Annotated in this window: 24 protein-coding genes; 16 read left to right on the top strand and 8 right to left on the bottom strand. The window is 53.8% G+C overall.

Going from position 1 to position 24284, the window contains the following annotated elements; genetic code table 11:
• Window positions 1-111 precede the first annotated feature (111 nt).
• Window positions 112-552, bottom strand: coding sequence for a homoprotocatechuate degradation operon regulator HpaR (gene hpaR, locus AC3G3F_RS12765; RefSeq protein WP_023248725.1), 441 nt, complete (start codon window positions 550-552; stop codon window positions 112-114).
• A gap of 274 nt (window positions 553-826) precedes the next feature.
• On the opposite strand from hpaR, the gene hpaG reads away from it, so the two are divergent.
• The 9 genes from hpaG to AC3G3F_RS12810 all read left to right on the top strand — a co-directional run bounded on the left by hpaG (window position 827) and on the right by AC3G3F_RS12810 (window position 9815).
• The gene (gene hpaG, locus AC3G3F_RS12770; RefSeq protein WP_023248724.1) at window positions 827-2116 is read left to right on the top strand and encodes a 4-hydroxyphenylacetate degradation bifunctional isomerase/decarboxylase; all 1290 of its coding nucleotides are present in this window, start codon (window positions 827-829) and stop codon (window positions 2114-2116) included.
• The gene (hpaE, locus tag AC3G3F_RS12775) at window positions 2113-3579 is read left to right on the top strand and encodes a 5-carboxymethyl-2-hydroxymuconate semialdehyde dehydrogenase (RefSeq protein ID WP_053510707.1); all 1467 of its coding nucleotides are present in this window, start codon (window positions 2113-2115) and stop codon (window positions 3577-3579) included. The genes hpaG and hpaE overlap by 4 nt, the downstream gene beginning before the upstream one ends.
• A gap of 1 nt (window position 3580) precedes the next feature.
• Entirely contained in the window at window positions 3581-4432 is an 852-nt protein-coding gene (gene hpaD / locus AC3G3F_RS12780; RefSeq protein WP_023248722.1) for a 3,4-dihydroxyphenylacetate 2,3-dioxygenase, read from the top strand.
• A 9-nt stretch (window positions 4433-4441) separates the two neighbouring features.
• Window positions 4442-4822 (top strand): 5-carboxymethyl-2-hydroxymuconate Delta-isomerase, encoded by a 381-nt coding sequence (locus AC3G3F_RS12785; RefSeq protein WP_023248721.1) that lies wholly within the window; start codon window positions 4442-4444, stop codon window positions 4820-4822.
• 77 nt (window positions 4823-4899) lie between these two features.
• On the top strand, window positions 4900-5703 hold the full coding sequence (hpaH, locus tag AC3G3F_RS12790; protein WP_000884795.1) for a 2-oxo-hept-4-ene-1,7-dioate hydratase: 804 nt from the start codon (window positions 4900-4902) through the stop codon (window positions 5701-5703).
• A gap of 10 nt (window positions 5704-5713) precedes the next feature.
• A complete protein-coding gene (gene hpaI / locus AC3G3F_RS12795; RefSeq protein ID WP_023248720.1) occupies window positions 5714-6508 on the top strand; it encodes a 4-hydroxy-2-oxoheptanedioate aldolase in 795 nt (264 codons plus the stop codon).
• Window positions 6509-6580: 72 nt separating this feature from the next.
• Window positions 6581-7957, top strand: coding sequence for a 4-hydroxyphenylacetate permease (gene hpaX / locus AC3G3F_RS12800; protein WP_053530158.1), 1377 nt, complete (start codon window positions 6581-6583; stop codon window positions 7955-7957).
• Window positions 7958-7966: 9 nt separating this feature from the next.
• The gene (gene hpaA, locus AC3G3F_RS12805; protein ID WP_000336602.1) at window positions 7967-8863 is read left to right on the top strand and encodes a 4-hydroxyphenylacetate catabolism regulatory protein HpaA; all 897 of its coding nucleotides are present in this window, start codon (window positions 7967-7969) and stop codon (window positions 8861-8863) included.
• Between the two features lie 13 nt (window positions 8864-8876).
• Window positions 8877-9815: an MBL fold metallo-hydrolase gene (locus tag AC3G3F_RS12810; RefSeq protein ID WP_023248718.1), complete on the top strand. Its 939-nt coding sequence runs from the start codon at window positions 8877-8879 to the stop codon at window positions 9813-9815.
• A 408-nt stretch (window positions 9816-10223) separates the two neighbouring features.
• Here the strand turns inward: AC3G3F_RS12810 and AC3G3F_RS12815 are convergent, their stop codons facing one another.
• The 3 genes from AC3G3F_RS12815 to cbpA form a co-directional block, all read right to left on the bottom strand.
• Entirely contained in the window at window positions 10224-10586 is a 363-nt protein-coding gene (locus tag AC3G3F_RS12815) for an anti-adapter protein IraM (RefSeq protein WP_023248717.1), read from the bottom strand.
• A gap of 654 nt (window positions 10587-11240) precedes the next feature.
• Window positions 11241-11546: a chaperone modulator CbpM gene (gene cbpM, locus AC3G3F_RS12820; protein WP_023227206.1), complete on the bottom strand. Its 306-nt coding sequence runs from the start codon at window positions 11544-11546 to the stop codon at window positions 11241-11243.
• Complete coding sequence (gene cbpA, locus AC3G3F_RS12825; RefSeq protein WP_023248715.1) at window positions 11546-12466, bottom strand: curved DNA-binding protein; 921 nt, start codon at window positions 12464-12466, stop codon at window positions 11546-11548. Before cbpA ends, cbpM begins: the two co-directional genes overlap by 1 nt.
• 234 nt (window positions 12467-12700) lie before the next feature.
• Here cbpA and AC3G3F_RS12830 point away from each other — a divergent pair, with 234 nt between their 5' ends.
• The 5 genes from AC3G3F_RS12830 to agp all read left to right on the top strand — a co-directional run bounded on the left by AC3G3F_RS12830 (window position 12701) and on the right by agp (window position 17488).
• The gene (locus tag AC3G3F_RS12830; protein ID WP_023248714.1) at window positions 12701-13063 is read left to right on the top strand and encodes a hypothetical protein; all 363 of its coding nucleotides are present in this window, start codon (window positions 12701-12703) and stop codon (window positions 13061-13063) included.
• Window positions 13064-13111: 48 nt separating this feature from the next.
• The gene (locus tag AC3G3F_RS12835) at window positions 13112-14998 is read left to right on the top strand and encodes a protein-disulfide reductase DsbD family protein (RefSeq protein ID WP_053530160.1); all 1887 of its coding nucleotides are present in this window, start codon (window positions 13112-13114) and stop codon (window positions 14996-14998) included.
• A complete protein-coding gene (locus AC3G3F_RS12840; protein WP_023248712.1) occupies window positions 14995-15618 on the top strand; it encodes a DsbA family protein in 624 nt (207 codons plus the stop codon). The genes AC3G3F_RS12835 and AC3G3F_RS12840 overlap by 4 nt, the downstream gene beginning before the upstream one ends.
• Entirely contained in the window at window positions 15608-16114 is a 507-nt protein-coding gene (locus AC3G3F_RS12845) for a protein disulfide oxidoreductase (RefSeq protein ID WP_023248711.1), read from the top strand. Before AC3G3F_RS12840 ends, AC3G3F_RS12845 begins: the two co-directional genes overlap by 11 nt.
• 132 nt (window positions 16115-16246) lie before the next feature.
• Window positions 16247-17488 (top strand): bifunctional glucose-1-phosphatase/inositol phosphatase, encoded by a 1242-nt coding sequence (gene agp, locus AC3G3F_RS12850; protein WP_070804034.1) that lies wholly within the window; start codon window positions 16247-16249, stop codon window positions 17486-17488.
• Between the two features lie 33 nt (window positions 17489-17521).
• Here agp and AC3G3F_RS12855 read toward each other — a convergent pair whose 3' ends face one another.
• Window positions 17522-17749 carry a YccJ family protein gene (locus AC3G3F_RS12855; RefSeq protein WP_023248709.1) on the bottom strand — a complete coding sequence of 76 codons (228 nt, stop codon included), beginning with the start codon at window positions 17747-17749 and terminating at the stop codon, window positions 17522-17524.
• A gap of 20 nt (window positions 17750-17769) precedes the next feature.
• Window positions 17770-18366: an NAD(P)H:quinone oxidoreductase gene (gene wrbA / locus AC3G3F_RS12860; RefSeq protein WP_023248708.1), complete on the bottom strand. Its 597-nt coding sequence runs from the start codon at window positions 18364-18366 to the stop codon at window positions 17770-17772.
• Window positions 18367-18750: 384 nt separating this feature from the next.
• Here wrbA and AC3G3F_RS12865 point away from each other — a divergent pair, with 384 nt between their 5' ends.
• Both AC3G3F_RS12865 and rutR read left to right on the top strand, forming a co-directional pair.
• Window positions 18751-18918, top strand: a complete 168-nt coding sequence (locus AC3G3F_RS12865; protein ID WP_001273663.1) for a con-10 family general stress protein — start codon at window positions 18751-18753, stop codon at window positions 18916-18918.
• A gap of 135 nt (window positions 18919-19053) precedes the next feature.
• Entirely contained in the window at window positions 19054-19692 is a 639-nt protein-coding gene (rutR, locus tag AC3G3F_RS12870; RefSeq protein ID WP_079817534.1) for an HTH-type transcriptional regulator RutR, read from the top strand.
• On the opposite strand, the gene AC3G3F_RS12875 is transcribed toward rutR, so the two are convergent.
• Window positions 19689-20084 carry a lysozyme inhibitor LprI family protein gene (locus tag AC3G3F_RS12875; RefSeq protein ID WP_053510693.1) on the bottom strand — a complete coding sequence of 132 codons (396 nt, stop codon included), beginning with the start codon at window positions 20082-20084 and terminating at the stop codon, window positions 19689-19691. The genes rutR and AC3G3F_RS12875 overlap by 4 nt on opposite strands.
• Before the next feature lie 58 nt (window positions 20085-20142).
• Entirely contained in the window at window positions 20143-24105 is a 3963-nt protein-coding gene (gene putA, locus AC3G3F_RS12880; protein WP_488395108.1) for a trifunctional transcriptional regulator/proline dehydrogenase/L-glutamate gamma-semialdehyde dehydrogenase, read from the bottom strand.
• Window positions 24106-24284: the final 179 nt, after the last annotated feature.

Raw genomic sequence — 24284 nt, forward strand, 5'->3', positions numbered from 1 at the left:
ACGGCGGGTACTTTTCAGATGAACGTCGAAGAAGAAGAGTAAAATGCGATCGCCGTCAATGTTATAAGCGGGAGGGCATTCCCGCGTCGGCGGCGTGGGAAGGTAAGAATGCTATGCTTCCTCTTCGCTATCAGGAAGCTGGCGTCCCAGGGCAATAAGATCCTCCAGCAGTAGCATCAATTGCTGTGTTTTTTCGGGCGTGAAATCGGCCTCAATTTTTCGATAAGCCTCTTCTACCTGCGTCCGGGCACGGGCGTACAACGTTTGTCCCTGCTCCGTCAACATGACATATAACTTACGCTGATCGTTAACCGGCTTGAGTCGTAACACCAGTCCGTCTCGCTCCATGCGCGTCAAGATTCCGGTCAGACTTGGACGCAAAATGCAGGTACGAAAGGCCAGATCGTGAAAATCCATTGATGGGCTATCGGCCAGTATTCGAACAATGCGCCATTGCTGGTCGGTCAGATTGTGGCTTTTAACGATGGGGCGGAAATAGGTCATTGCCGCTTCGCGCGCCTGAAGCAATGCGATGGTTAATGAATCATGCATAAGTGGTTCTCTTTTGCAGAATTATTAATACCTGAATAATCGTATATACCGATGTTAACTATGACATCCGTTTTGTGATTAGAGTCTATCAGAAACAAGGTGTTTTATTTAACTATTTGATATTTATGTTTTTAAAAATAATTTTGTGAAAATATTGTTAATCACATCACAAATACTTTACTTCAGCTTGCTAAATGTACAGCGAAAGCATAAATCTAATCATTAATATATTAATGAAATCACAGCCCGTTAAGTCGGCCTGAGGAGTTTATGTATGAAGGGTACAGTTTTCGCCGTTGCGTTAAACCATCGCAGTCAGCTTGATGCCTGGCGAGAGGCTTTCTCTCAGCCTCCCTATAATGCGCCGCCTAAAACCGCAGTGTGGTTTATCAAGCCGCGTAATACAGTGATTCGCCACGGTGATCCCATTCCTTATCCGCAGGGAGAAAAGGTACTGAGCGGCGCGACAGTGGCGCTTATCGTGGGAAAAACCGCCCGCCGGGTACGCCCTGAAGCGGCAGCGGACTATATCGCCGGGTATGCGCTGGCTAACGAAGTTAGCCTGCCGGAAGAGAGCTTTTATCGCCCGGCGATTAAAGCGAAATGTCGCGATGGCTTTTGCCCGCTGGGTGAAATGGCGCCGCTGAGTGATGTGGATAATCTCACCATTATCACTGAAATCAACGGACGAGAAGCTGACCACTGGAATACTGCCGATTTGCAGCGTAACGCCGCACAACTGCTTAGCGCGTTAAGTGAGTTCGCTACGCTTAACCCTGGTGATGCGATCTTACTTGGTACGCCGCAGAATCGCGTTGCGCTGCGTCCCGGCGATCGGGTGCGTATTCTGGCGAAAGGTTTACCTGCTCTGGAAAATCCGGTAGTGGCAGAAGATGAATTCGCCCGCCATCAGACTTTTACGTGGCCGCTGTCAGCGACGGGAACGTTATTTGCGCTGGGGCTGAACTACGCCGACCACGCCAGCGAGCTGGCATTTACCCCGCCGAAAGAGCCGCTGGTATTTATCAAAGCGCCAAACACCTTTACCGAACATAACCAAACATCGGTGCGCCCGGATAACGTCGAATACATGCACTACGAAGCCGAGCTGGTCGTGGTGATTGGCAAAACGGCGCGTAAGGTGAGCGAAGCCGAAGCAATGGAGTATGTGGCCGGTTACACCGTCTGTAACGACTACGCGATCCGCGACTATCTGGAAAACTACTACCGTCCGAATCTACGGGTAAAAAGCCGCGACGGCCTGACGCCGATAGGCCCGTGGATTGTCGATAAAGAAGCGGTTTCTGATCCGCACAACCTGACGCTACGCACCTTTGTCAACGGCGAGCTGCGCCAGCAAGGGACGACCGCCGATCTGATCTTCAGCATCCCGTTCCTGATTTCTTATCTGAGCGAATTTATGACGTTGCAACCGGGCGACATGATTGCCACCGGCACGCCGAAAGGACTGTCTGATGTGGTGCCGGGGGATGAAGTTGTCGTTGAAGTAGAAGGCGTGGGGCGCCTGGTTAACCGAATCGTCAGTGAGGAGAGTGCAAAATGAAGAAAATAAATCATTGGATTAACGGCAAAAACGTTGCAGGCAACGACTACTTCCAGACTACCAACCCGGCGACCGGCGAGGTGCTGGCGGAAGTGGCCTCCGGCGGTGAAGCAGAAGTGAACCAGGCTGTCGCGGCGGCAAAAGAGGCGTTCCCGAAGTGGGCTAATCTGCCGATGAAAGAGCGCGCGCGCCTGATGCGCCGCCTTGGCGACCTGATTGACCAGAATGTACCGGAAATCGCGGCGATGGAAACCGCCGATACCGGCCTGCCTATTCATCAGACCAAAAACGTGCTGATCCCGCGCGCCTCGCATAACTTCGAATTCTTTGCTGAAGTGTGTCAGCAGATGAACGGCAAGACCTATCCGGTTGACGATAAAATGCTCAATTATACGCTGGTGCAGCCCGTCGGCGTCTGCGCACTGGTGTCGCCGTGGAACGTGCCGTTTATGACCGCTACCTGGAAAGTCGCGCCGTGCCTGGCGCTGGGCAACACGGCTGTGCTCAAAATGTCCGAGCTGTCGCCGTTGACTGCCGACAGGTTGGGCGAGCTGGTGCTGGAGGCAGGAATTCCGGCAGGCGTGCTCAACGTGGTGCAGGGCTACGGCGCGACGGCGGGCGATGCGCTGGTACGTCACCATGATGTGCGCGCGGTGTCGTTTACCGGCGGTACCGCCACCGGGCGCAATATCATGAAAAATGCCGGCCTGAAAAAATACTCGATGGAGCTGGGCGGCAAATCACCGGTGCTGATTTTTGAAGATGCCGACATTGAGCGCGCGCTGGACGCTGCGCTGTTCACTATTTTCTCGATCAACGGCGAACGCTGCACCGCCGGGTCGCGCATCTTTATCCAGCAGAGCATTTACCCTGAGTTCGTGAAGCGCTTTGCCGAACGCGCGAATCGCCTGCGTGTCGGCGATCCGACCGACCCGAACACCCAGGTCGGTGCGCTGATTAGCCAACAGCACTGGGAGAAAGTCTCCGGTTATATCCGCCTCGGCATTGAAGAGGGCGCAACGCTGCTGGCGGGCGGCGCGGAAAAACCCACTGACCTGCCTGCGCATCTGAAAGACGGCAACTTCCTGCGCCCAACCGTGCTGGCCGATGTCGACAACCGTATGCGCGTAGCGCAGGAAGAGATCTTTGGGCCAGTCGCCTGCCTGCTGCCATTCAAAGACGAAGCGGAAGGGCTACGTCTGGCAAATGACGTAGAATACGGTCTGGCCTCTTATATCTGGACCCAGGACGTTAGCAAAGTGCTGCGCCTGGCGCGTGGAATTGAAGCTGGCATGGTCTTCGTCAACACCCAGAACGTCCGCGACCTGCGCCAGCCGTTCGGCGGCGTGAAAGCCTCCGGCACCGGGCGCGAAGGCGGCGAATATAGCTTCGAAGTGTTTGCGGAAATGAAAAACGTCTGCATCTCAATGGGCGACCATCCTATCCCAAAATGGGGAGTCTGATATGGGCAAGTTAGCGTTAGCAGCAAAAATCACCCACGTGCCGTCAATGTATCTTTCTGAACTGCCGGGAAAAAATCACGGTTGTCGTCAGGCAGCCATTGATGGGCATATTGAGATTGGCAAGCGTTGCCGCGAAATGGGCGTCGACACCATTATCGTATTCGACACCCACTGGCTGGTGAATAGCGCCTACCACATTAACTGTGCCGACCATTTCCGGGGGGTCTATACCAGCAACGAACTGCCGCATTTTATTCGCGATATGACTTACGACTATGACGGCAACCCGGAGCTGGGCCACCTTATCGCCGACGAAGCGGTCAAACTGGGCGTGCGCGCCAAAGCGCACAACATCCCGAGCCTGAAGCTGGAGTATGGCACGCTGGTACCGATGCGCTACATGAACAGCGACAAGCACTTCAAAGTGGTCTCTATCTCGGCGTTCTGTACTGTTCATGACTTTGCCGACAGTCGCAGACTGGGCGAAGCAATTCTCAAGGCGATTGAGAAATATGACGGTACCGTAGCGGTATTCGCCAGTGGTTCTCTGTCGCACCGTTTTATTGACGACCAACGGGCAGAAGAGGGGATGAACAGCTATACCCGCGAGTTCGATCATCAGATGGACGAGCGCGTGGTCAAGCTGTGGCGCGAGGGCAAATTTAAGGAATTTTGTACCATGTTGCCGGAGTACGCCGACTACTGCTACGGCGAAGGCAACATGCACGACACAGTAATGCTGCTGGGAATGCTGGGCTGGGACAAATACGACGGCAAGGTGGAGTTCATCACCGATCTGTTCGCCAGCTCCGGTACCGGCCAGGTGAACGCCGTTTTCCCGCTGCCTGCGTAAGGAGTGTTTATGCCGCACTTTATTGCTGAATGTACTGAAAATATTCGTGAGCAGGCTGATTTACCCGGCCTGTTCAGCAAAGTGAACGAGGCGCTGGCCGCCACTGGTATTTTCCCGATGGGCGGCATCCGTAGCCGCGCCCACTGGCTGGACACCTGGCAGATGGCTGACGGTAAGCATGATTACGCCTTCGTGCATATGACGCTGAAAATCGGTGCCGGGCGCAGCCTGGAAAGCCGTCAGGAGGTAGGCAAAATGTTGTTTGGGCTGATTAAAGCCCACTTCGCCGCTCTGATGGAGAGCCGCTATCTGGCGCTGTCATTTGAGATTGCCGAGTTACATCCGACGCTCAATTACAAACAAAACAACGTACACGCGTTATTTAAATAGCGTGCAAATTGCCCGGCCGAAAACCGTAGGCCGGATAGACGAACGCTATCCGGTAATGCAATGTCACAGGAAACACTATGCTCGATAAACAGACCCATACCCTGATCGCCCAGCGACTTAATCAGGCTGAAAAACAGCGTGAACAGATTCGCGCAGTGTCGCTGGATTATCCCAACATTACTATTGAAGATGCCTATGCCGTACAGCGTGAATGGGTCAATATCAAGATTGCTGAAGGGCGCACGCTCAAAGGCCACAAAATCGGCCTGACCTCGAAAGCGATGCAGGCAAGCTCGCAAATCAGCGAACCGGATTACGGCGCGCTGCTTGACGATATGTTCTTCCATGACGGCGGCGATATCCCCACCGACCGTTTTATCGTCCCGCGTATTGAAGTGGAGCTAGCGTTCGTGCTGGCGAAACCGCTGCGCGGCCCCCACTGCACGCTGTTTGACGTCTACAACGCCACGGATTATGTGATTCCGGCGCTGGAATTGATTGACGCTCGTAGCCACAACATCGACCCGGAAACCCAGCGCCCACGCAAAGTGTTCGACACTATTTCCGACAACGCCGCTAACGCCGGGGTGATCCTCGGTGGTCGTCCCATCAAGCCAGACGAGCTGGATCTGCGCTGGATCTCCGCGCTGCTCTATCGCAACGGCGTGATCGAAGAGACCGGCGTCGCCGCAGGCGTGCTGAATCATCCGGCCAACGGCGTGGCGTGGCTGGCGAACAAGCTTGCTCCCTACGATGTCCAGCTTGAAGCCGGGCAAATCATCCTCGGCGGCTCGTTCACCCGCCCGGTGCCGGCGCGCAAGGGCGACACCTTCCATGTCGACTACGGCAACATGGGTGCGATCAGTTGCCGGTTTGTGTAAGGAAAAAACGATGAAAAATGCTTTCAAAGACGCGTTAAAAGCGGGACGCCCGCAAATCGGTTTGTGGCTGGGGCTTGCCAACAGTTATAGCGCCGAACTGTTAGCGGGCGCCGGCTTCGACTGGCTACTGATTGACGGTGAACACGCGCCAAACAACGTGCAGACGGTGTTGACCCAGTTGCAGGCGATTGCGCCCTATCTCAGCCAGCCGGTGGTGCGTCCGTCGTGGAACGATCCGGTACAGATTAAGCAACTGCTTGACGTCGGCGCGCAAACTCTGCTGGTACCGATGGTGCAGAATGCCGATGAAGCACGAAAGGCCGTGGCGGCTACGCGTTATCCGCCTGCCGGTATTCGCGGCGTGGGTAGCGCGCTGGCGCGGGCATCGCGCTGGAATCGCATTCCGGACTATCTCCACCAGGCCAACGACGCCATGTGCGTACTGGTGCAGATTGAAACGCGTGAGGCGATGAGCAATCTGGCGTCAATTCTCGATGTGGATGGTATTGACGGCGTGTTTATTGGCCCGGCGGATCTTAGCGCCGATATGGGCTTTGCCGGAAACCCGCAGCACCCGGAAGTGCAGGCGGCGATTGAGAACGCCATCGTGCAGATACGCGCGGCGGGGAAAGCGCCGGGGATTCTGATGGCCAATGAACAACTGGCGAAACGTTATCTGGAGCTGGGGGCGCTATTTGTCGCCGTCGGCGTTGACACCACGCTGCTGGCGCGCGGCGCACAGGCGCTGGCGGCGCGCTTTGGCACAGAAAAAAACAACATGTCCGGTTCGTCCGGCGTCTATTAAGCCAGGCCGGATGGCGCAGCGCCACCGAGTAACCCGTAGTACCCTACAAAAATTCCCATCAGAGGAAAAAAAATGAGCGACACATCATCTGCACTTCCGGAAAGCCCTGAGTCTGTCAGTTCGCACAAAACGCTCAGCACGGGTCAACAAACCGTCATAAATAAACTGTTCCGCCGACTGATCGTATTTTTATTCGTGTTGTTTATCTTCTCGTTTTTAGACCGTATTAACATCGGTTTTGCCGGGTTGACGATGGGGCAGGATCTGGGGTTAAGCGCCACCATGTTTGGCCTTGCCACAACGTTGTTTTACGCCACCTACGTCATTTTCGGCATTCCCAGCAACGTGATGTTGAGCATCGTCGGCGCGCGCCGCTGGATTGCGACCATTATGGTGCTATGGGGCATTGCATCTACCGCCACGATGTTCGCGGTGGGACCGAAAAGCCTGTATGTGCTGCGAATGCTGGTGGGCATTACCGAAGCGGGCTTTTTGCCAGGAATATTGCTCTATTTAACCTACTGGTTCCCGGCGTTTTTCCGCGCCCGCGCCAACGCGTTATTTATGATTGCCATGCCGGCCACTACCGCGTTGGGGTCGATTGTCTCCGGCTATATTTTATCGCTGGACGGTATATTCAATCTGCATGGATGGCAGTGGTTATTCCTGTTGGAAGGATTTCCGTCAGTTTTGTTAGGCATTATGGTCTGGTTTTACCTGGATGATACCCCGGCAAAAGCCAAATGGCTGACGAAAGAGGATAAAAAATGTTTGCAGGAGATGATGGATAATGACCGCCTGACGCTGGTTCAGCCGGAAGGGTCCATCAGCCATAACGCCATGCAACAGCGTAGTCTGTGGCGCGAAGTATTCACGCCAATTGTACTGATGTATACGCTGGCCTATTTTTGCCTTACCAATACGCTTAGCGCCATTAGTATCTGGACGCCGCAAATCCTGAAAAGTTTTAATGAAGGCAGCAGCAATATCACCATCGGCCTGCTGGCGGCGATCCCGCAGATTTGTACTATTCTGGGTATGATTTACTGGAGCCGCCATTCGGACAAACATCAAGAGCGTAAACATCACACTGCGCTGCCGTTCCTGTTTGCCGCCGCGGGCTGGCTGCTGGCGTCGGCGACCGACCATAACCTGATCCAGCTCCTGGGGATCGTGATGGCATCCACGGGTTCCTTTAGCGCGATGGCGATCTTCTGGACCACGCCGGATCAGTCGATCAGTTTACGCGCCAGGGCGATAGGCATTGCGGTCATCAATGCCACCGGCAATATTGGCTCCGCACTCAGCCCATTTATGATTGGCTGGCTAAAAGATATCACCGGTAGCTTCAATAGCGGACTCTGGTTTGTCGCTTCTCTGTTAGTCGTCGGCGCTGCCATTATCTGGCTCATTCCCATGAAAGCATCGCGTCCGCGCGCCACCCCTTGAGGAGAAACTATGTGCCAACGTGCGATCGCCAATATTGATATCAGCAAAGAGTATGACGAAAGCATGGGCAGTAACGATGTGCATTATCAGTCGTTTGCTCGTATGGCGGATTTCTTTGGTCGTGATATGCAGGCGCATCGCCACGACCAGTTTTTTCAAATGCACTTTCTTGATACCGGCCAGATTGAGCTACAGCTCGACGATCATCGCTATTCGGTGCAGGCGCCGCTATTTGTGCTAACGCCGCCCTCGGTGCCGCATGCTTTTATTACCGAATCGGATAGCGATGGTCATGTTCTGACGGTACGCGAAGAGCTGGTTTGGCCGCTGCTGGAAGTGCTTTATCCCGGTACCAGAGAGGCCTTCGGCCTGCCGGGAATCTGTCTGTCTCTGGCGGATAAACCCAACGAACTGGCGGCGCTCAAACATTACTGGCAGCTAATTGAGCGGGAGTCCACGGAACAACTGGCTGGCTGCGAACATACACTGGTGCTACTGGCGCAGGCGGTATTTACTCTGCTGTTACGCAATGCGAAGCTGGACGATCACGCCGCAACCGGGATGCGCGGTGAATTGAAACTCTTTCAGCGCTTTACCTTGTTAATTGATAACCACTTCCACCAGCACTGGACGGTGCCCGATTATGCCTGCGAGCTGCATATTACCGAATCTCGCCTGACCGATATTTGCCGCCGCTTTGCTAATCGCCCTCCTAAGCGCCTGATTTTTGATCGGCAATTACGCGAGGCGAAACGACTGCTACTTTTTTCCGACAATGCTGTCAACGAGATCGCCTGGCAATTAGGTTTTAAAGATCCGGCTTATTTCGCCCGTTTTTTTAATCGCCTTGCCGGCTGTTCTCCCTCGCAGTTTCGCCAACGTGAAGTTCCCTCTTTCCTTAACTAAGAAGAGTAAAAACATGATGAAAAATAGCGTCGCTATGCTGGCGGTTTGTATGCTGGCGCAAAGTCACCTTGCCATTGCTGTCGGGGCTCCTGCGCCTCAAGAGATCAAAATTGTTTTACTGGGCACCAAAGGCGGACCTTCTTTGCTCAATACGGCCAGACTACCGCAAGCTACGGCGCTCACTATCGGCGATAAAATATGGCTGATAGATGCCGGCTACGGTGCCAGTCTGCAACTGGTGAAAAATGGCATTCCACTGCGCAGCATCAATACTATTTTGCTCACCCATCTGCACAGCGACCACATACTGGATTATCCTTCCTTGCTGATGAATGCCTGGGCAAGTGGCCTGAAAGACCATACCATACAGGTTTATGGCCCGCCGGGAACCCAGGCGATGACAAAGGCTAGCTGGAAGGTTTTTGACAGGGATATCACGCTACGCATGGAAGAAGAGGGGAAACCCGATCCGCGCAACCTGGTTAAGGCGACAGATATTGGCCAGGGCGTCATCTATAAAGATGAACTGGTCACAATAAGCGCGCTGAAAGTGCCTCATTCCCCTTTCCCGGACGGTGAAGCGTTCGCTTACCGTTTTGATACACAGGGTAAGCGAATCGTCTTCTCTGGCGATACGTCCTGGTTTCCGCCGCTTGCAACATTCGCTCAGGGGGCGGATATCCTGGTACATGAGGCGGTACATGTCCCTTCGGTAGCAAAACTGGCTAATAGTATTGGCAACGGAAAAACGCTTGCTGAAGCGATTGCGTCGCATCACACCACGATTGAAGACGTAGGTAAGATTGCTCGCGAGGCCCACGTGAAAAAACTGGTGTTAAGTCATCTGGTGCCTGCGACGGTTGCGGATGACGTCTGGCAACAGGAAGCCATGAAAAATTACCCGGGTCCTGTCATTGTCGGTCATGACAATATGACGCTAAGCGTACCGTAAACATCAGGGGAGGGGTAAACCAACGGGCTGACATGATGTCAGTCCGTTATGTTTTTGGCGATCAGCATGACGCGTAGATCTTTTCGTCTGAAACATTATTTTTTCTAAACACTACTTGCTGATTTTTATGCAGAATAAAGGTAAGATAATTGCTCTGGTGAAATATTACTAAATAAGAATGTCACGGATGGAATTTATACAGTGTTAAAAGCAATGCGTTTCTTTGTCTGCCGGCCATCAGTAATATCCTGTGTACCGGCTCATCGTTGCCAAAGTGAAGGTTAGATTAAACAAATCAAAAAATATCCGAACTGGACAATTTTTATATCAAACATATTTAACTGCAAAATACTGCAAACGTGCGCGAATACACTTAATCAGTAGCATAGCTTATGCATACTTTATTTCCTAAACTTTCTTATTATCTATTTGAATATTTCTGGTTAAACCAAATGGACAAACGGACACCAGACACTCGAAAGGATAATTGCAGGTTTCTGGTTTTGGATTGCAGGTACCAGGACAGTGGCTATTTTCTTTAAGCGATTTCCATAGTACAGGATTAAACCTGGTAACGTTGTAAACAGTAACGGGATAAAGTTTATCGTTTATTAAGACCCCCTTATTAAAGGGTATGATAATGCTACCCGGAGGCATGTAAACATCTGCCTGATACCATAAGGTCAATCTAAGATTTTTTAGGCTATGTATGCATGAGAATGACACTCCGGTAGAGGGGCTTATAACTGTATCAACGACCTTCCATTCCATTACAGAAACCTTTTAAGTGAAATAGTCAATGGTGTAAATTACATTTTTCGCAAGCCTATTCAGGATAGATGAAAATCTGAAAAACATAACTCGTTGAAAACGATCGTTTTTTATTGACCACTCCATTTATATTGATTTTTTAATAAGTTATTTATTGTATGCTCTTATTTTGTTTACATTCTATTACATTTTTGTGTTTTAGTATCGGTGTAAATATTGGACAGCAGGGGATGTTATAATGCTCAATAATTAAACTGTAAGTGTCTGTTGTCTTTCTTATTTATAAATACCGCAACCTGTAAACGCAGCGGCACATTTTACCGAATATTGGCAGGAAGAAGATGTGTATCAACCAGGGAGTACGAAACAGCGAAAGAATATATTCTTCAGACAATAAATGAATGCTGGCGTGTAAAAATAACAAAAAAATCTAAAACATGTGAACTTGCGGCTGGTCTTTATTTAAACGATGAGGTTCTTAATGGTGCATTAATTCATAACATTGGTGGTTTGTTGAACAGGCCGCAGGCGTTGTGTAAGACTATATATCTTCAGTTGGTGGAGCGCGTCAGATGCGTTCTGGTATTTTATCAGGTGCATATAAATCCGAGGCGGGCTGAAAGCCCACCCGCGGTTTATTGCCTTTATTGCGGATTAAGGATGAGAGATAAAGCGAGAAAGGCGTTGCAGCAGGAGTCGGTTTTCTTCGCGCAGCCGTGAATTCTCTTCCAGCAGCGTTAACGCGACCGCGATCCCTGGCCAGTCGAGCGCCAGCTCCTCGCGTAAGCGTAGCGCACGTTGTACCACGCTCGCTGCGCGATCGTCGAATTGCCAGTCGGCATTATCATTCTCGTAAGGTTCAATCACGCCAAGTCCGACGATTTCGTTCAGCTCCTCTTCCGTCACGCCGGTGTGCAAACAAAATTCGGTGATGGTAAAGGTGACAGTGATGTTAGCCATTATGCTTTCCCCCATTGCTGGCGTGGATTAAAGGACGACTGCGCGTCCGCCAGTTGTTGCCACAGGGCGGCTGTCTTCTCATCGGGTTTCGGCGGCATAACGATTTTGATGACGGCATAGAGATCGCCTGTGTGTTTTTTACTGGCTAATCCTTTGCCTTTAATACGCAACCGCTGGCCTGCCTGGCTGCCGGGGGGAATGGTCAGCAAAATGCGCTCTTTAAGCGTTGGTACGGACACCTTAGCGCCGAGCGCCGCCTCCCATGGGGCAAGCGGAAGGACGACTTCCAGATCCTGATTGACGATATCAAAGAGCGGATGCGGGGCAATATGGATAACGAGCCATAAATCGCCATTAGGTCCGCCGTTTTCCCCCGGCGTGCCCTGGCCTTTCAGTCTGATTCGTTGCCCGTTGCTGACACCAGCCGGGATCTTCACATTCAATGTCTTGGGTATTTCCCGTTCCACCAGGCCGAACGCGTTATAAACGGGGACGGAATAGCTAATCGTACGCTGGTGCTCGTCCAGCGTTTCTTCCAGGAATACCGCCACTTCGATTTCGATATCATGACCGCGTGCGGCGTGGCGGTGGTGCGAATGGCGACCATGCTGACCAAAGATAGATGAGAAAATATCATCGAAATCTTCGGCGTTATACGGTTGGCCTTCGTGTTGCTGGAACTGGCGATTAAATTGTGGATCGTTACGGTGTTGCCATAACTGGTCATACTCGGCGCGCCGTTGCTCATCACTCAGCACTTCCCATGCTTCAGCAACCTCTTTGAAACGGGCTTCGGCATCGGGTTCTTTACTGACATCAGGATGGTACTTGCGGGCCAGTCGGCGATAGGCGGTCTTAATCGTCTTGAGATCGTCCGTCGGTTTCACGCCCATAATGGCGTAATAATCCTTAAGTTCCATAGCATCATCTCGCTAAATCAATACATACAGAAGGGACCCCAAAAAGGTATCTCCACTAAGTGTAGGGTAAACCTGAAAAATGCGTATGAAAACACCAGTTATATCATGAGTAAGAATAAATTACGTCGTCCGACTATCAGAGGTTGCGTAACGCGCCGACATAACTTTACAGGGGAAAGGTTGCCAAAACCGCCCCAGTGGCTAAGATAACTCGCGTTAAACAGTGAGGGCGCAATGGCGAAACAACAACGGATGGGCTGGTGGTTTCTTTGCCTTGCATGTGTCGTGGTAATGGTTTGTACCGCGCAACGCATGGCGGGCCTGCACGCCTTGCAGATGCAGGCGACGGCCTCTTCAGCGGTAGTTAGCGCCCATCCCTCGACGGATGACGCCTCGCCGGTCACTCCCTGTGAATTAAGCGCCAAGTCGCTGCTGGCGGCACCTCCGGTACTCTTTGAAGGCGCTATCCTTGCGCTTTGTCTACTGCTTTCCTTACTGGCGCCTGTCCGGGTCATGCGTCTGCCATTTTTGCCTCCACGGGCTATTTCGCCGCCCACATTGCGGGTACATCTTCGATTTTGTGTCTTCCGTGAATGACAGACCGGTTATTGCTAACGGTTACTTACTCATTCACGGAGAAAAAATATGATGATTTTGTTCAGGCGGATACTGTTCTGCCTGTTATGGCTTTGGCTGCCCGTCTCCTGGGCGGCGGAAAGCGGCTGGCTGCGTTCGCCCGATAACGACCATGCCAGCATACGGCTACGTGCCGATACGTCCGCTAATGGCGAGACCCGGCTGTTGCTGGATGTAAAACTGGACAACGGCTGGAAAACCTACTGGCGCGCGCCGGGGGAAGGGGGCGTCGCGCCCTCTATCGCCTGGAAAGGCGACATGCCTGAGGTGAGCTGGTTCTGGCCAACCCCCTCGCGCTTTGATGTGGCGAATATCACCACCCAGGGCTATCACGACGAGGTGACCTTCCCGATGATCGTGCGCGGTACGCCGCCCGCGACCTTGAGCGGCGTGTTGACGTTATCAACCTGCAGCAATGTTTGTCTGTTGACCGATTACCCCTTTTCCGTGACGCCCACTGTGCAGAATGCCGATTTTGCCCATGACTATGCGCGGGCGATGGGCAAAGTTCCTCTACGCAGTGGACTAACGGACTCGCTTGAGGTCGGCTATCGCACGGGAGAACTGGTGATCACTGCCACGCGAGCGGCGGGCTGGTCATCGCCCGGGCTCTATCTTGACACCATGGATGACGTTGATTTTGCGAAGCCTCGTCTGCGCGTAGAGGGCGACAGGTTACAGGCGACGGTGCCGGTGACGGACAGTTGGGGCGAAAAGGCGCCCGATTTGCGCGACAAATCGCTGACCCTCGTGTTAGCCGATGGCGCTATCGCCCAGGAGAGCACGCAAACCATTGGCGCGGCGCCAGCGCAGACGCCGGACAATGCGGCGCTACCTTTCTGGCAGGTTGTATTGATGGCGCTGGTCGGCGGACTGATTCTTAATTTAATGCCCTGCGTACTGCCGGTTCTGGGCATGAAACTTGGCTCTATCTTATTGGTAGAGGAAAAAAGCCGCTCTCACATCAGGCGACAATTTTTGGCTTCGGTCGCCGGTATCATTGCGTCATTTATGGCGCTGGCGGCGTTTATGACCCTCCTTCGCCTGTCAAATCATGCGCTGGCCTGGGGAGTCCAGTTCCAGAATGTATGGTTTATTGGTTTTATGGCGCTGGTGATGTTGCTGTTTAGCGCCAGCCTGTTCGGGCTTTTTGAGTTCCGGCTTCCCTCATCTATGACCACGAAACTGGCCACTTACGGCGGTAATGGTATGTCGGGACATTTCTGGCAGGGTGCGTTCGCCACGCTGCTGGCGACGCCTTGTAGCGCGCCGTTTTTGGGCACGGCGGTAGCGGTGGCGCTCACGGCGTCGCTGCCGACGCTTTGGGGGCTGTTCCTTGCGCTAGGCCTGGGAATGAGCGCGCCGTGGCTACTGGTCGCGATACGACCAGGGCTTGCGCTACGTTTACCGCGCCCCGGGCGTTGGATGAACGTCCTGCGCAGGGTTCTCGGTCTGATGATGCTGGGGTCGGCTATCTGGCTGGCGACGTTACTCCTGCCGCATTTCGGCTTCACGGCGTCAAAGAGCGCGCAAGACAATGTTCAGTGGCAACCGTTGAGTGAACAGGCAATCCAGTCGGCGCTGGCGCAGCATAAGCGGGTATTTGTCGATGTCACTGCGGACTGGTGTATTACCTGTAAAGTGAATAAATACAACGTGCTGCAAAAAGAGGATGTGCAGGCCGCCTTGCAACAGCCGGATGTTGTGGCGCTGCGGGGAGACTGGACGCTGCCGTCCGATGCCATTACAGATTTTCTGAAAACGCGCGGCCAGGTCGCCGTTCCGTTTAATCAGATATATGGCCCCGGCTTGCCGGAAGGGGAGGCATTGCCCACCTTGCTGACCCGCGATGCGGTATTACAAACGTTGAAAAAAGCGAAAGGAATAACCCAATGAAATACATGATTGTTTTACTGCTGGCGCTGTTTTCGACGCTGAGCATCGCGCAAGAAACCGCCCCTTTTACGCCGGATCAGGAAAAGCAGATTGAAAATCTGATCCATGCGGCGTTGTTTAACGATCCTGCCAGCCCGCGGATAGGCGCTAAACACCCTAAACTGACGCTGGTGAACTTTACGGACTACAACTGTCCGTATTGTAAACAGCTCGATCCGATGCTTGAGAAGATTGTGCAGAAATATCCTGACGTTGCGGTCATTATTAAACCGCTGCCATTCAAAGGAGAGAGCTCCGTACTGGCGGCGCGTATTGCGCTGACCACCTGGCGCGATCATCCGCAACAGTTCCTCGCACTACATGAAAAACTCATGCAAAAGCGCGGTTACCATACGGATGGCAGTATTAAACAGGCCCAGGAGAAAGCAGGGGCTACGCCAGTGACGTTGGATGAAAAAAGCATGGAAACCATACGCACGAATTTGCAGTTGGCAAGGCTGGTCGGCGTGCAAGGAACGCCAGCGACGATCATCGGCGACGAACTGATTCCGGGCGCAGTGCCCTGGGATACGCTGGAAGCGGTGGTGAAAGAAAAACTGGCGGCTGCCAATGGCGGGTAAACTGCGGCGTTGGCTGCGTGAAGCCGCGGTTTTTCTGGCGCTCCTCATCGCGGTGATGGTGGCCATGGACGTCTGGCGCGCGCCGCAGGCACCTCCGTCGTTTGCTGCTACACCGTTACGTACGCTGACGGGAGAGTCGACAACTCTGGCGACACTGAGCGAGGAACGCCCCGTACTGCTCTATTTTTGGGCTAGCTGGTGCGGGGTATGCCGCTTTACTACGCCTGCGGTCGCTCGCCTGGCGGCGGAAGGGGAAAACGTCATGACCGTTGCGCTCCGCTCCGGCGATGACGCTGAGGTTGCCCGCTGGCTAGCGCGCAAGGGCGTTGACTTTCCGGTCGTCAATGATGCTAACGGCGCCTTATCCGCTGGCTGGGAAATCAGCGTGACGCCAACGCTGGTGGTGGTTTCACAGGGTCGGGTCGTTTTCACCACCAGCGGCTGGACCAGCTATTGGGGCATGAAGCTTCGGCTGTGGTGGGCGAAAACGTTCTGAATATGCGCCGGGATTTCCCGGCGCTAACGCGTTTACTGTAAGAAAAACCCCCGTTTTGCGAAATCGTTCCCGGAAAAATGATCCGTTTCTGTCACACTCAGAACGATTTGATAACAACAAGAGGTCATAGGGATGAAAAAATCATTACTCGCTGTTGCTGTGGCAGGGGCTGTTTTGTTGTCATCCGCCGTACAGGCGCAGACAACGCCAGAAGGTTATCAATTACAACAGGTGCTGATGATGAGCCGCCATAATCTGCGGGCGCCGCTGGCGAATAATGGCAGCGTACTGGCGCAGTCGACGCCGAACGCCTGGCCGGCGTGGGACGTTCCCGGCGGGCAACTGACGACGAAAGGCGGCGTGCTGGAAGTCTATATGGGGCACTACACACGTGAATGGCTGGTCGCGCAGGGGCTGATACCGCCAGGAGAATGTCCGGCGCCCGATACGGTATATGCCTATGCGAATAGTTTGCAGCGCACCGTCGCCACTGCGCAATTTTTCATTACCGGCGCTTTCCCCGGCTGTGATATTCCTGTTCATCATCAGGAAAAAATGGGCACTATGGACCCTACCTTCAATCCGGTGATTACCGATGATTCCGCTGCGTTCAGGCAACAGGCCGTACAGGCGATGGAAAAAGCGCGTAGTCAGATGCATCTTGATGAGAGTTATAAACTGCTTGAGCAGATAACACATTATCAGGACTCGCCGTCCTGCAAAGAGAAGCATCAATGTTCGCTAATCGACGCGAAAAATACCTTCAGTGCGAATTATCAGCAAGAGCCTGGCGTGCAGGGGCCGCTGAAAGTAGGGAACTCGCTGGTGGATGCGTTTACCCTACAATATTACGAAGGTTTTCCGCTGGATCAGGTTGCCTGGGGCAAGATTAACACCGATCGGCAGTGGAAAGTGCTGTCAAAACTGAAAAACGGCTACCAGGACAGCCTGTTTACCTCACCAACGGTGGCGCGCAATGTTGCTGCGCCGCTGGTGAAATATATCGATAAGGTGCTGGTTGCCGATCGCGTTAGCGCGCCGAAGATTACCGTGCTGGTGGGGCATGATTCCAATATCGCTTCGCTGCTGACGGCGCTGGATTTTAAACCCTATCAGCTCCATGACCAGTATGAGAGAACGCCGATTGGCGGTCAGCTTGTCTTCCAACGCTGGCATGACGGCAACGCTAACCGGGATTTGATGAAAATCGAGTATGTCTACCAGAGCGCCCGGCAGTTACGTAACGCGGAAGCGTTAACGCTCAAATCGCCTGCGCAAAGGGTAACGCTGGAATTGAAAGGATGTCCGGTGGATGCGAACGGCTTCTGTCCGCTTGATAAGTTCGATAACGTCATGAATACAGCCGCAAAATAACAGTATGCCCCCGCGCAGGCGGGGGCGTTTGTCTTATACGTTCTTACGTTCGATGGTCTGTTCGCCCCAGAAGAGCGAGTCTTTGTCCGTTTTCTCAAAGGCTTTGATCAACACCTCATCGCTACCTTCTTCCCATATTTTTTCTGCCAGTTTCTCGTCATAGTGAGCGACTTCAAAAATGGCTTCGGCAATTTCCGGCGACGTATTACGCAGGCTTGCCCATTCGCCGACGCGGTGCGTTTTTGCTTCTTGAGTTGGCATTCGAATCCTCCTGTTGAAGATTAGCCGTTGAGTTTTACTGCCAGACCGGCGACGTATTCCCCCTGATAGCGCGCGATAGAAAGTTCCTCCTGGCTTGGCTGGCGTGAACCGTCGCCGCCAGCGATAGTCGTTGCGCCGTAAGGCGTGCCGCCGCGTACCTGGGAGACGTCAAACAGCTCCTGTGCGGCATAACCGATCGGGATAATCACCATCCCATGATGGGCAAGTGTAGTCCAGGTCGAGGTGATGGTCTGCTCCTGGCCGCCGCCCGTTCCGGTAGAACTAAACACGCTGCCGAGCTTGCCGTATAGCGCTCCGGATGCCCACAGTCCGCCGGTTTGATCCAGGAAGGTACGCATCTGGCCTGACATATTGCCAAACCGGGTTGGTGTACCAAAGATAATCGCATCGTAATCCGCCAGCTCCTGTGGGGTTGCGACGGGGGCGTTTTGCGTTTTACCGCCAGCTTTTGCGAAGATTTCAGGCGGCATCGTTTCTGGCACACGCTTTATAATGACCTCTGCGCCGTCGACTTTCTTTGCCCCTTCCGCCACCGCGTGCGCCATGGTTTCAATGTGTCCGTACATGGAATAATAGAGCACCAGAATCTTTGCCATTTGTACTACTCCTCAGATTAATCATGTGTGTAGCGATTCGCTACGTCTATTTAAAGATATGCCCTCCTGTGAAGAGTGCAAATTTCAGCGCCACTTCTTTGATTTATAACAATAATTGATTTTTCGGCCTTTGTTGCAAAATGATACATTTTTAAGCGCTTCGATTTTTTCAATCATAAGAGCAACTTATTTATTTCTTATGGTTATTATTCTACATATTCGGCTTCTGATGTTGCAGAATATTTCGGTAAGCGGCATACCACGGCGATTTTCACTACGCTTAATCTTACGTGGCGTTACTGATGGCATCGTTTATACGCTGCGCGAGGAGATACTCCTCACTACCTATGCAATATGATGTCTAATCTATGACGGAGGTCAGTAATGGCAAACCATCGTGGCGGTTCCGGTAATTTTGCGGAAGACCGCGAAAGAGCATCAGAAGCAGGTCGTAAAGGTGGCCAGCACAGCGGGGGCAATTTTAAGAATGACCCGCAGCGTGCATCTGAAGCAGGCAAAAAAGGGGGCAAAAGCAGTAACCGTAATAGCTAGCCTGCGTAAAAATAGCTTGACGTTTAGTGTTTCTCGTTAAAAAGCGTTATGCGCCACCGCCGCCGGATCTCCGGCGGTTTTTTGTTTATAAGCCGGATTTGGTATGCTTGCGTCCTGACAAAAAGGAGAGGGCGCATGTCGCAACGCGTAGAGAAAAAAATCGGGAAACGTTCGCAGGCCGCCAGTGCAAAACGGCAGGCTATCTTGATGGCCGCGCTCGCTGTTTTTTCCCAGTATGGCATTCATGGCGCGCGCCTTGAGCAGGTGGCTGAACGGGCGGGAGTCTCCAAAACCAACCTGCTCTATTATTATCCCTCGAAAGAGGCGTTGTATGTCGCGGTAATGCGGCAGATCCTTGATGTCTGGCTGGCACCGCTCAAGGCGTTTCGCGCAGAATTTTCTCCTCTGGAGGCCATCAAAGAGTATATCCGTCTCAAGCTGGAAGTTTCGCGTGATTATCCGCAGGCGTCACGGCTATTCTGTATGGAGATGCTGGCGGGCGCGCCGCTATTAATGGATGAACTGACCGGCGATCTAAAAGCTCTGATAGATGAAAAATCAGCGCTGATTGCCGGATGGGTACACAGCGGGAAACTGGCGCCCGTCTCCCCGTACCATTTGATCTTCATGATTTGGGCCACCACGCAACATTACGCCGATTTTGTCCCTCAGGTTGAAGCGGTAACCGGCGCGACGCTTCGCGATGAAGCCTTTTTCAACCAAACGGTCGAAAGCGTTCAGCGCATTATTATTGAAGGGATTCGCGTGCGTTAACCGGCTGGCGGCAGTGGGCAGCTCAAATCACCCTCTTCACATTGCAACAGCGAGGCTAAAAATGCTTCGCGTTCGTTCGTTTTATCGGTCAGGCACTGGCTGGAGATCATCGGTTGAACGCTGCCGCCCTCTGTACCTGAGCGAATAAGCGCGCAATCGGCGTCCCGAAGGGCAATCCATGCAACCTGCGCTTTTTGTAACAGCTCGCGCTGCGGCGGTTGCGCACGTTTAATCGCGCTTTGATAGGTTTCGTTCAGCTTTTTATCTGCCGCCTGGTATTGCGCTGCGGCGCAGCGATTCATTTCCAGTTGCGTACTGGCGCTGGCACACTCATCAGCCAACGCCTGACTGCTGAACAACAACGCAGCGCAGGTAAGGAAAATTCGTTTCATATGGTCCTCTGATGCGAGTAAAAAGGCTCCATTGACGGAGCCCTAATTAACCACAGTATTAGCCAATTGTCATCAGGCTGGCATTACCGCCAGCGGCGGCAGTGTTTACGCTTAGCGAACGTTCAATATAGAGCCGTTCCAGCAGCATATTGCTTTCGCCGCGGGCGAACCCCTGTACCGACACTATTGCGCCTTCGCGGGCGGCGACGGCTTCGCACACGGTCCGCAGCTTGTCGGAGTCGCCGTGGAAAATCACCGCGTCAAACGGCTGCGCCATCAGCGTTTCCGCTTTCGCAAACTGGACACGCGCCGCAGCGGCGGCGGGGAGGCATTTCGCCAGATCACGGTGGAAGGCATCGTCCGGCCATAGCGCCTGACTGCCGACGGCGAGAACGGCGGCAAGCTGCGCCAGCGCGTCCTGTTCATCATCAGCCAGGCATAACACCCGTTCACGTGGCAACAGCGTCCAGGTATTGCGCTCCCCGGTCGGCCCCGGTAGCAGGCGCTGCGTGCCGGCCTGCGCCAGATCGGCGAATTGTTGGCAGAGCATCTGTAGCGCCGGGCGATCCGCCGCCCATTGCGTCAGGGCGGTCAACGGCGCGAGTAGCGTCGTTTTAAGCTGCGCATCTACCGGGTAACGCGCATCCTGACGAGTAAGAGTCGTATTGAGCGCATTGGACGGGCGGTGTGCCAGCAGGCGGTAGAGATAGAGTGGCCCTCCCGCTTTTGGCCCGGTACCGGACAGTCCCTCGCCGCCAAACGGCTGGACGCCGACGACCGCGCCCACCATATTACGGTTAACGTACAGGTTGCCGACATGGGCGGAACCGGTGACTTGCGCAATGGTTTCATCGATACGGGTATGCACGCCCAGCGTTAACCCGTAGCCGGAAGCGTTAATCTGATCGATAAGTGTCGCCAGATGGTTACGGTTATAGCGCACGACGTGCAACACGGGTCCGAAGACCTCTTTCTCCAGTTCTGCGAAGTTTTCCAGTTCAATAAGCGTTGGCATAACAAACGTACCGGTCTGCCATTCCTGCGCATCTTCGCTGTTTTCACGCGCGGCCTGGAAAACCGGGCGACCTTTGGCGCACATCGTCTGGATATGGCGCTCAATGTTGGCTTTGGCCTCGCTATCAATCACCGGCCCGATATCGGTCGTCAGACGGCCTGGATTCCCCATCCGACACTCCGCCATCGCGCCGCGTAACATTTTCAGCGTATGTTCGGCGATATCGTCCTGCAAACACAGCACGCGGAGCGCGGAACAGCGTTGTCCGGCGCTGTCGAAAGCGGAAGCCAGCACGTCCACGACCACCTGCTCGGTGAGCGCGGAAGAGTCGACAATCATAGCGTTCATGCCGCCGGTTTCCGCAATCAATGGAATAGGGCGGCCCTGGGCGTCAAGACGCGTGGCGATGTTGCGCTGCAACAACGTCGCGACTTCCGTGGAACCGGTAAACATCACCCCGCGTACACGCGCATCGGCGGTGAGCTGGGCGCCGACGGTTTCTCCCCGTCCCGGCAACAGTTGCACGACGCCCGGCGGTACACCCGCTTCCAGCAGAATAGCAATGCCCTGGGCGGCAATCAGCGATGTCTGCTCTGCCGGTTTTGCCAGAACGCTGTTGCCTGCCGCCAGCGCGGCGGCGATTTGGCCGGTGAAAATGGCCAGCGGGAAGTTCCACGGACTGATGCAGACCACCGGTCCTAACGGGCGATGCGTTTCGTTATCGAAATCGTCACGCACTTGACCGGCATAATAATGGAGGAAGTCTACCGCTTCGCGCACTTCGGCAATGGCGTTGCTGAACGTTTTCCCCGCTTCACGCACCAACAGGCCAATCAACTGCTGCATTTGGTCTTCCATCAATACCGCCGCCCGCTGCAAAATGGCGGCGCGTTCTTGCGGCGGCGTCGCAAACCAAACCGGCGCCTGATTGACCGCGTTTTGCAATGCCTGTTCAACCTCGCTTTCTGTCGCTTCGCGTCCCCAGCCGACAATATCTTTCGGTTCCGCCGGGTTGATAACCGGCGTCATCTTACCGTCGGCCACCGGTTGTTCCAGCACAGGTTTTGCCTGCCATTTCTGCATGGCGTTGCTTAACAGGGCAGAAGAAAGCGAGGCGAGGCGATGTTCATTCGCTAAATCAAGTCCGGCGGAGTTTATCCGACCTTCGCCGTACAGATCGCGCGGCAGCGGAATTTTCGGATGTGGTATGCCAGCCTGACCTTCCTGCTGCGCCAGTTTTTCCACGGCCTCGACCGGGTCCGCCACCAGTTCATCGAGCGGTAGGGTGGCATCGGCGATGCGGTTGACAAAAGAGGTGTTGGCGCCGTTTTCCAGCAGGCGTCGTACCAGATAGGCCAGCAGGGTTTCGTGTGTTCCCACCGGCGCGTAAATACGGCAGGGGCGGTTAAGTTTTCCGTCCGCCACTTTACCGGTGACCTGTTCATACAGCGGTTCTCCCATACCGTGCAGGCACTGGAATTCGTACTGACCCGGATAGTAATTTTGCCCGGCCAGATGATAAATCGCCGCTAATGTATGGGCGTTGTGGGTCGCAAACTGCGGGTAGATCAAATTAGGTACGGCGAGCAGTTTTTTCGCGCAGGCCAGATAAGAGACATCGGTATACACTTTGCGGGTGTAAACCGGATAGCCTTCCAGCCCTTCCATTTGCGCGCGTTTGATTTCGCTATCCCAGTAGGCGCCTTTCACCAGACGAATCATCAGCCGACGGCGGCTACGGGAGGCCAGACTGACTAAATAATCAATGACCAGCGGGCAGCGTTTCTGGTAAGCCTGAATCACAAAGCCAATGCCGTTCCAGCCCGCCAGTTCGGGTTCGAAGCAGAGTTTTTCCAGTAGATCGAGCGAGATCTCCAGGCGATCCGCCTCTTCGGCGTCGATATTGAGACCGATATCATACTGGCGCGCCAGCAGCGTCAGGGATTTCAGGCGCGGATAAAGCTCCTCCATTACCCGATCGTATTGCGCGCGGCTATAGCGCGGATGCAGGGCGGACAGTTTAATCGAGATGCCTGGCCCTTCGTAAATACCGCGACCGTTAGACGCTTTGCCGATGGCATGAATCGCCTGCTGGTAAGAGACCATATAGGCCTGCGCATCGGCGGCGGTTAACGCGGCTTCGCCCAGCATATCGTAAGAATAGCGGAACCCTTTCTCTTCCAGTTTTCGGGCATTCGCCAGCGCCTGAGCAATGGTTTCGCCGGTAACGAACTGCTCGCCCATTAAACGCATCGCCATGTCGACGCCTTTGCGGATTAACGGTTCGCCGCTCTTGCCGATAATGCGGTTCAGCGAGCGCGAAAGATTGGCTTCGTTATGCGTTGAGACCAGTCGGCCAGTAAAGAGCAGCCCCCAGGTGGCGGCGTTTACAAACAGCGACGGGCTACGGCCAATATGCGACTGCCAGTTGCCATTACTGATTTTGTCGCGAATTAACGCATCGCGCGTAGCTTTGTCGGGAATACGCAGCAGCGCTTCCGCCAGACACATCAGCGCTACGCCTTCTTGCGAAGAGAGGGAAAACTCCTGCAACAGGCCTTGCACCATACCCGCGCGACCACTGGCGGATTTTTGATTGCGCAATTTCTCCGCCAGTTGATACGCCAGTTTATGCGCCTGTTCAGCGACAGGCGGCGACAGGCGCGCCTGTTCCATTAGCATTGATACCGCATCGGTTTCCGGGCGGCGCCAGGCGGCAGTGATAGCGGCGCGCGAGACGGATTGAGGAAGGATCTGTTCGGCAAACTCCAGAAAGGGCTGATGCGGCTCATCCTGCGGCGCGACCGGCTCCTCGCTTTCATTTGCCGCGCCGGCAAACAGTGCAGGTAGCTCTGGTAGCGTATCGCTATTTTCCAGCTTGTCCAGATAGCTAAAGATTGCCTGTTTTATTAACCAGTGCGGCGTGCGATCGATACGCGAGGCGGCCATTTTGATCCGTTCGCGCGTGGCGTCGTCCAGCTTAACCCCCATCGTGGTGGTTCCCATACCCTCTACTCCTGTTATTCGCTCTATCTGCTAACCAATAGTTAGCGGAAAATATCCACTATGTTGCAACTTTGTGCAACCTCGTTGAATGTGACCTGCGTTGCAAGCTTAAAAATGAATAAATTGTTAAAAAAAGAAAGGGGGAGTCTGACGGGGAAAACCATCTGGATTTATTTTCT

The organism is Salmonella sp. FC25216 (genome assembly GCF_057751355.1).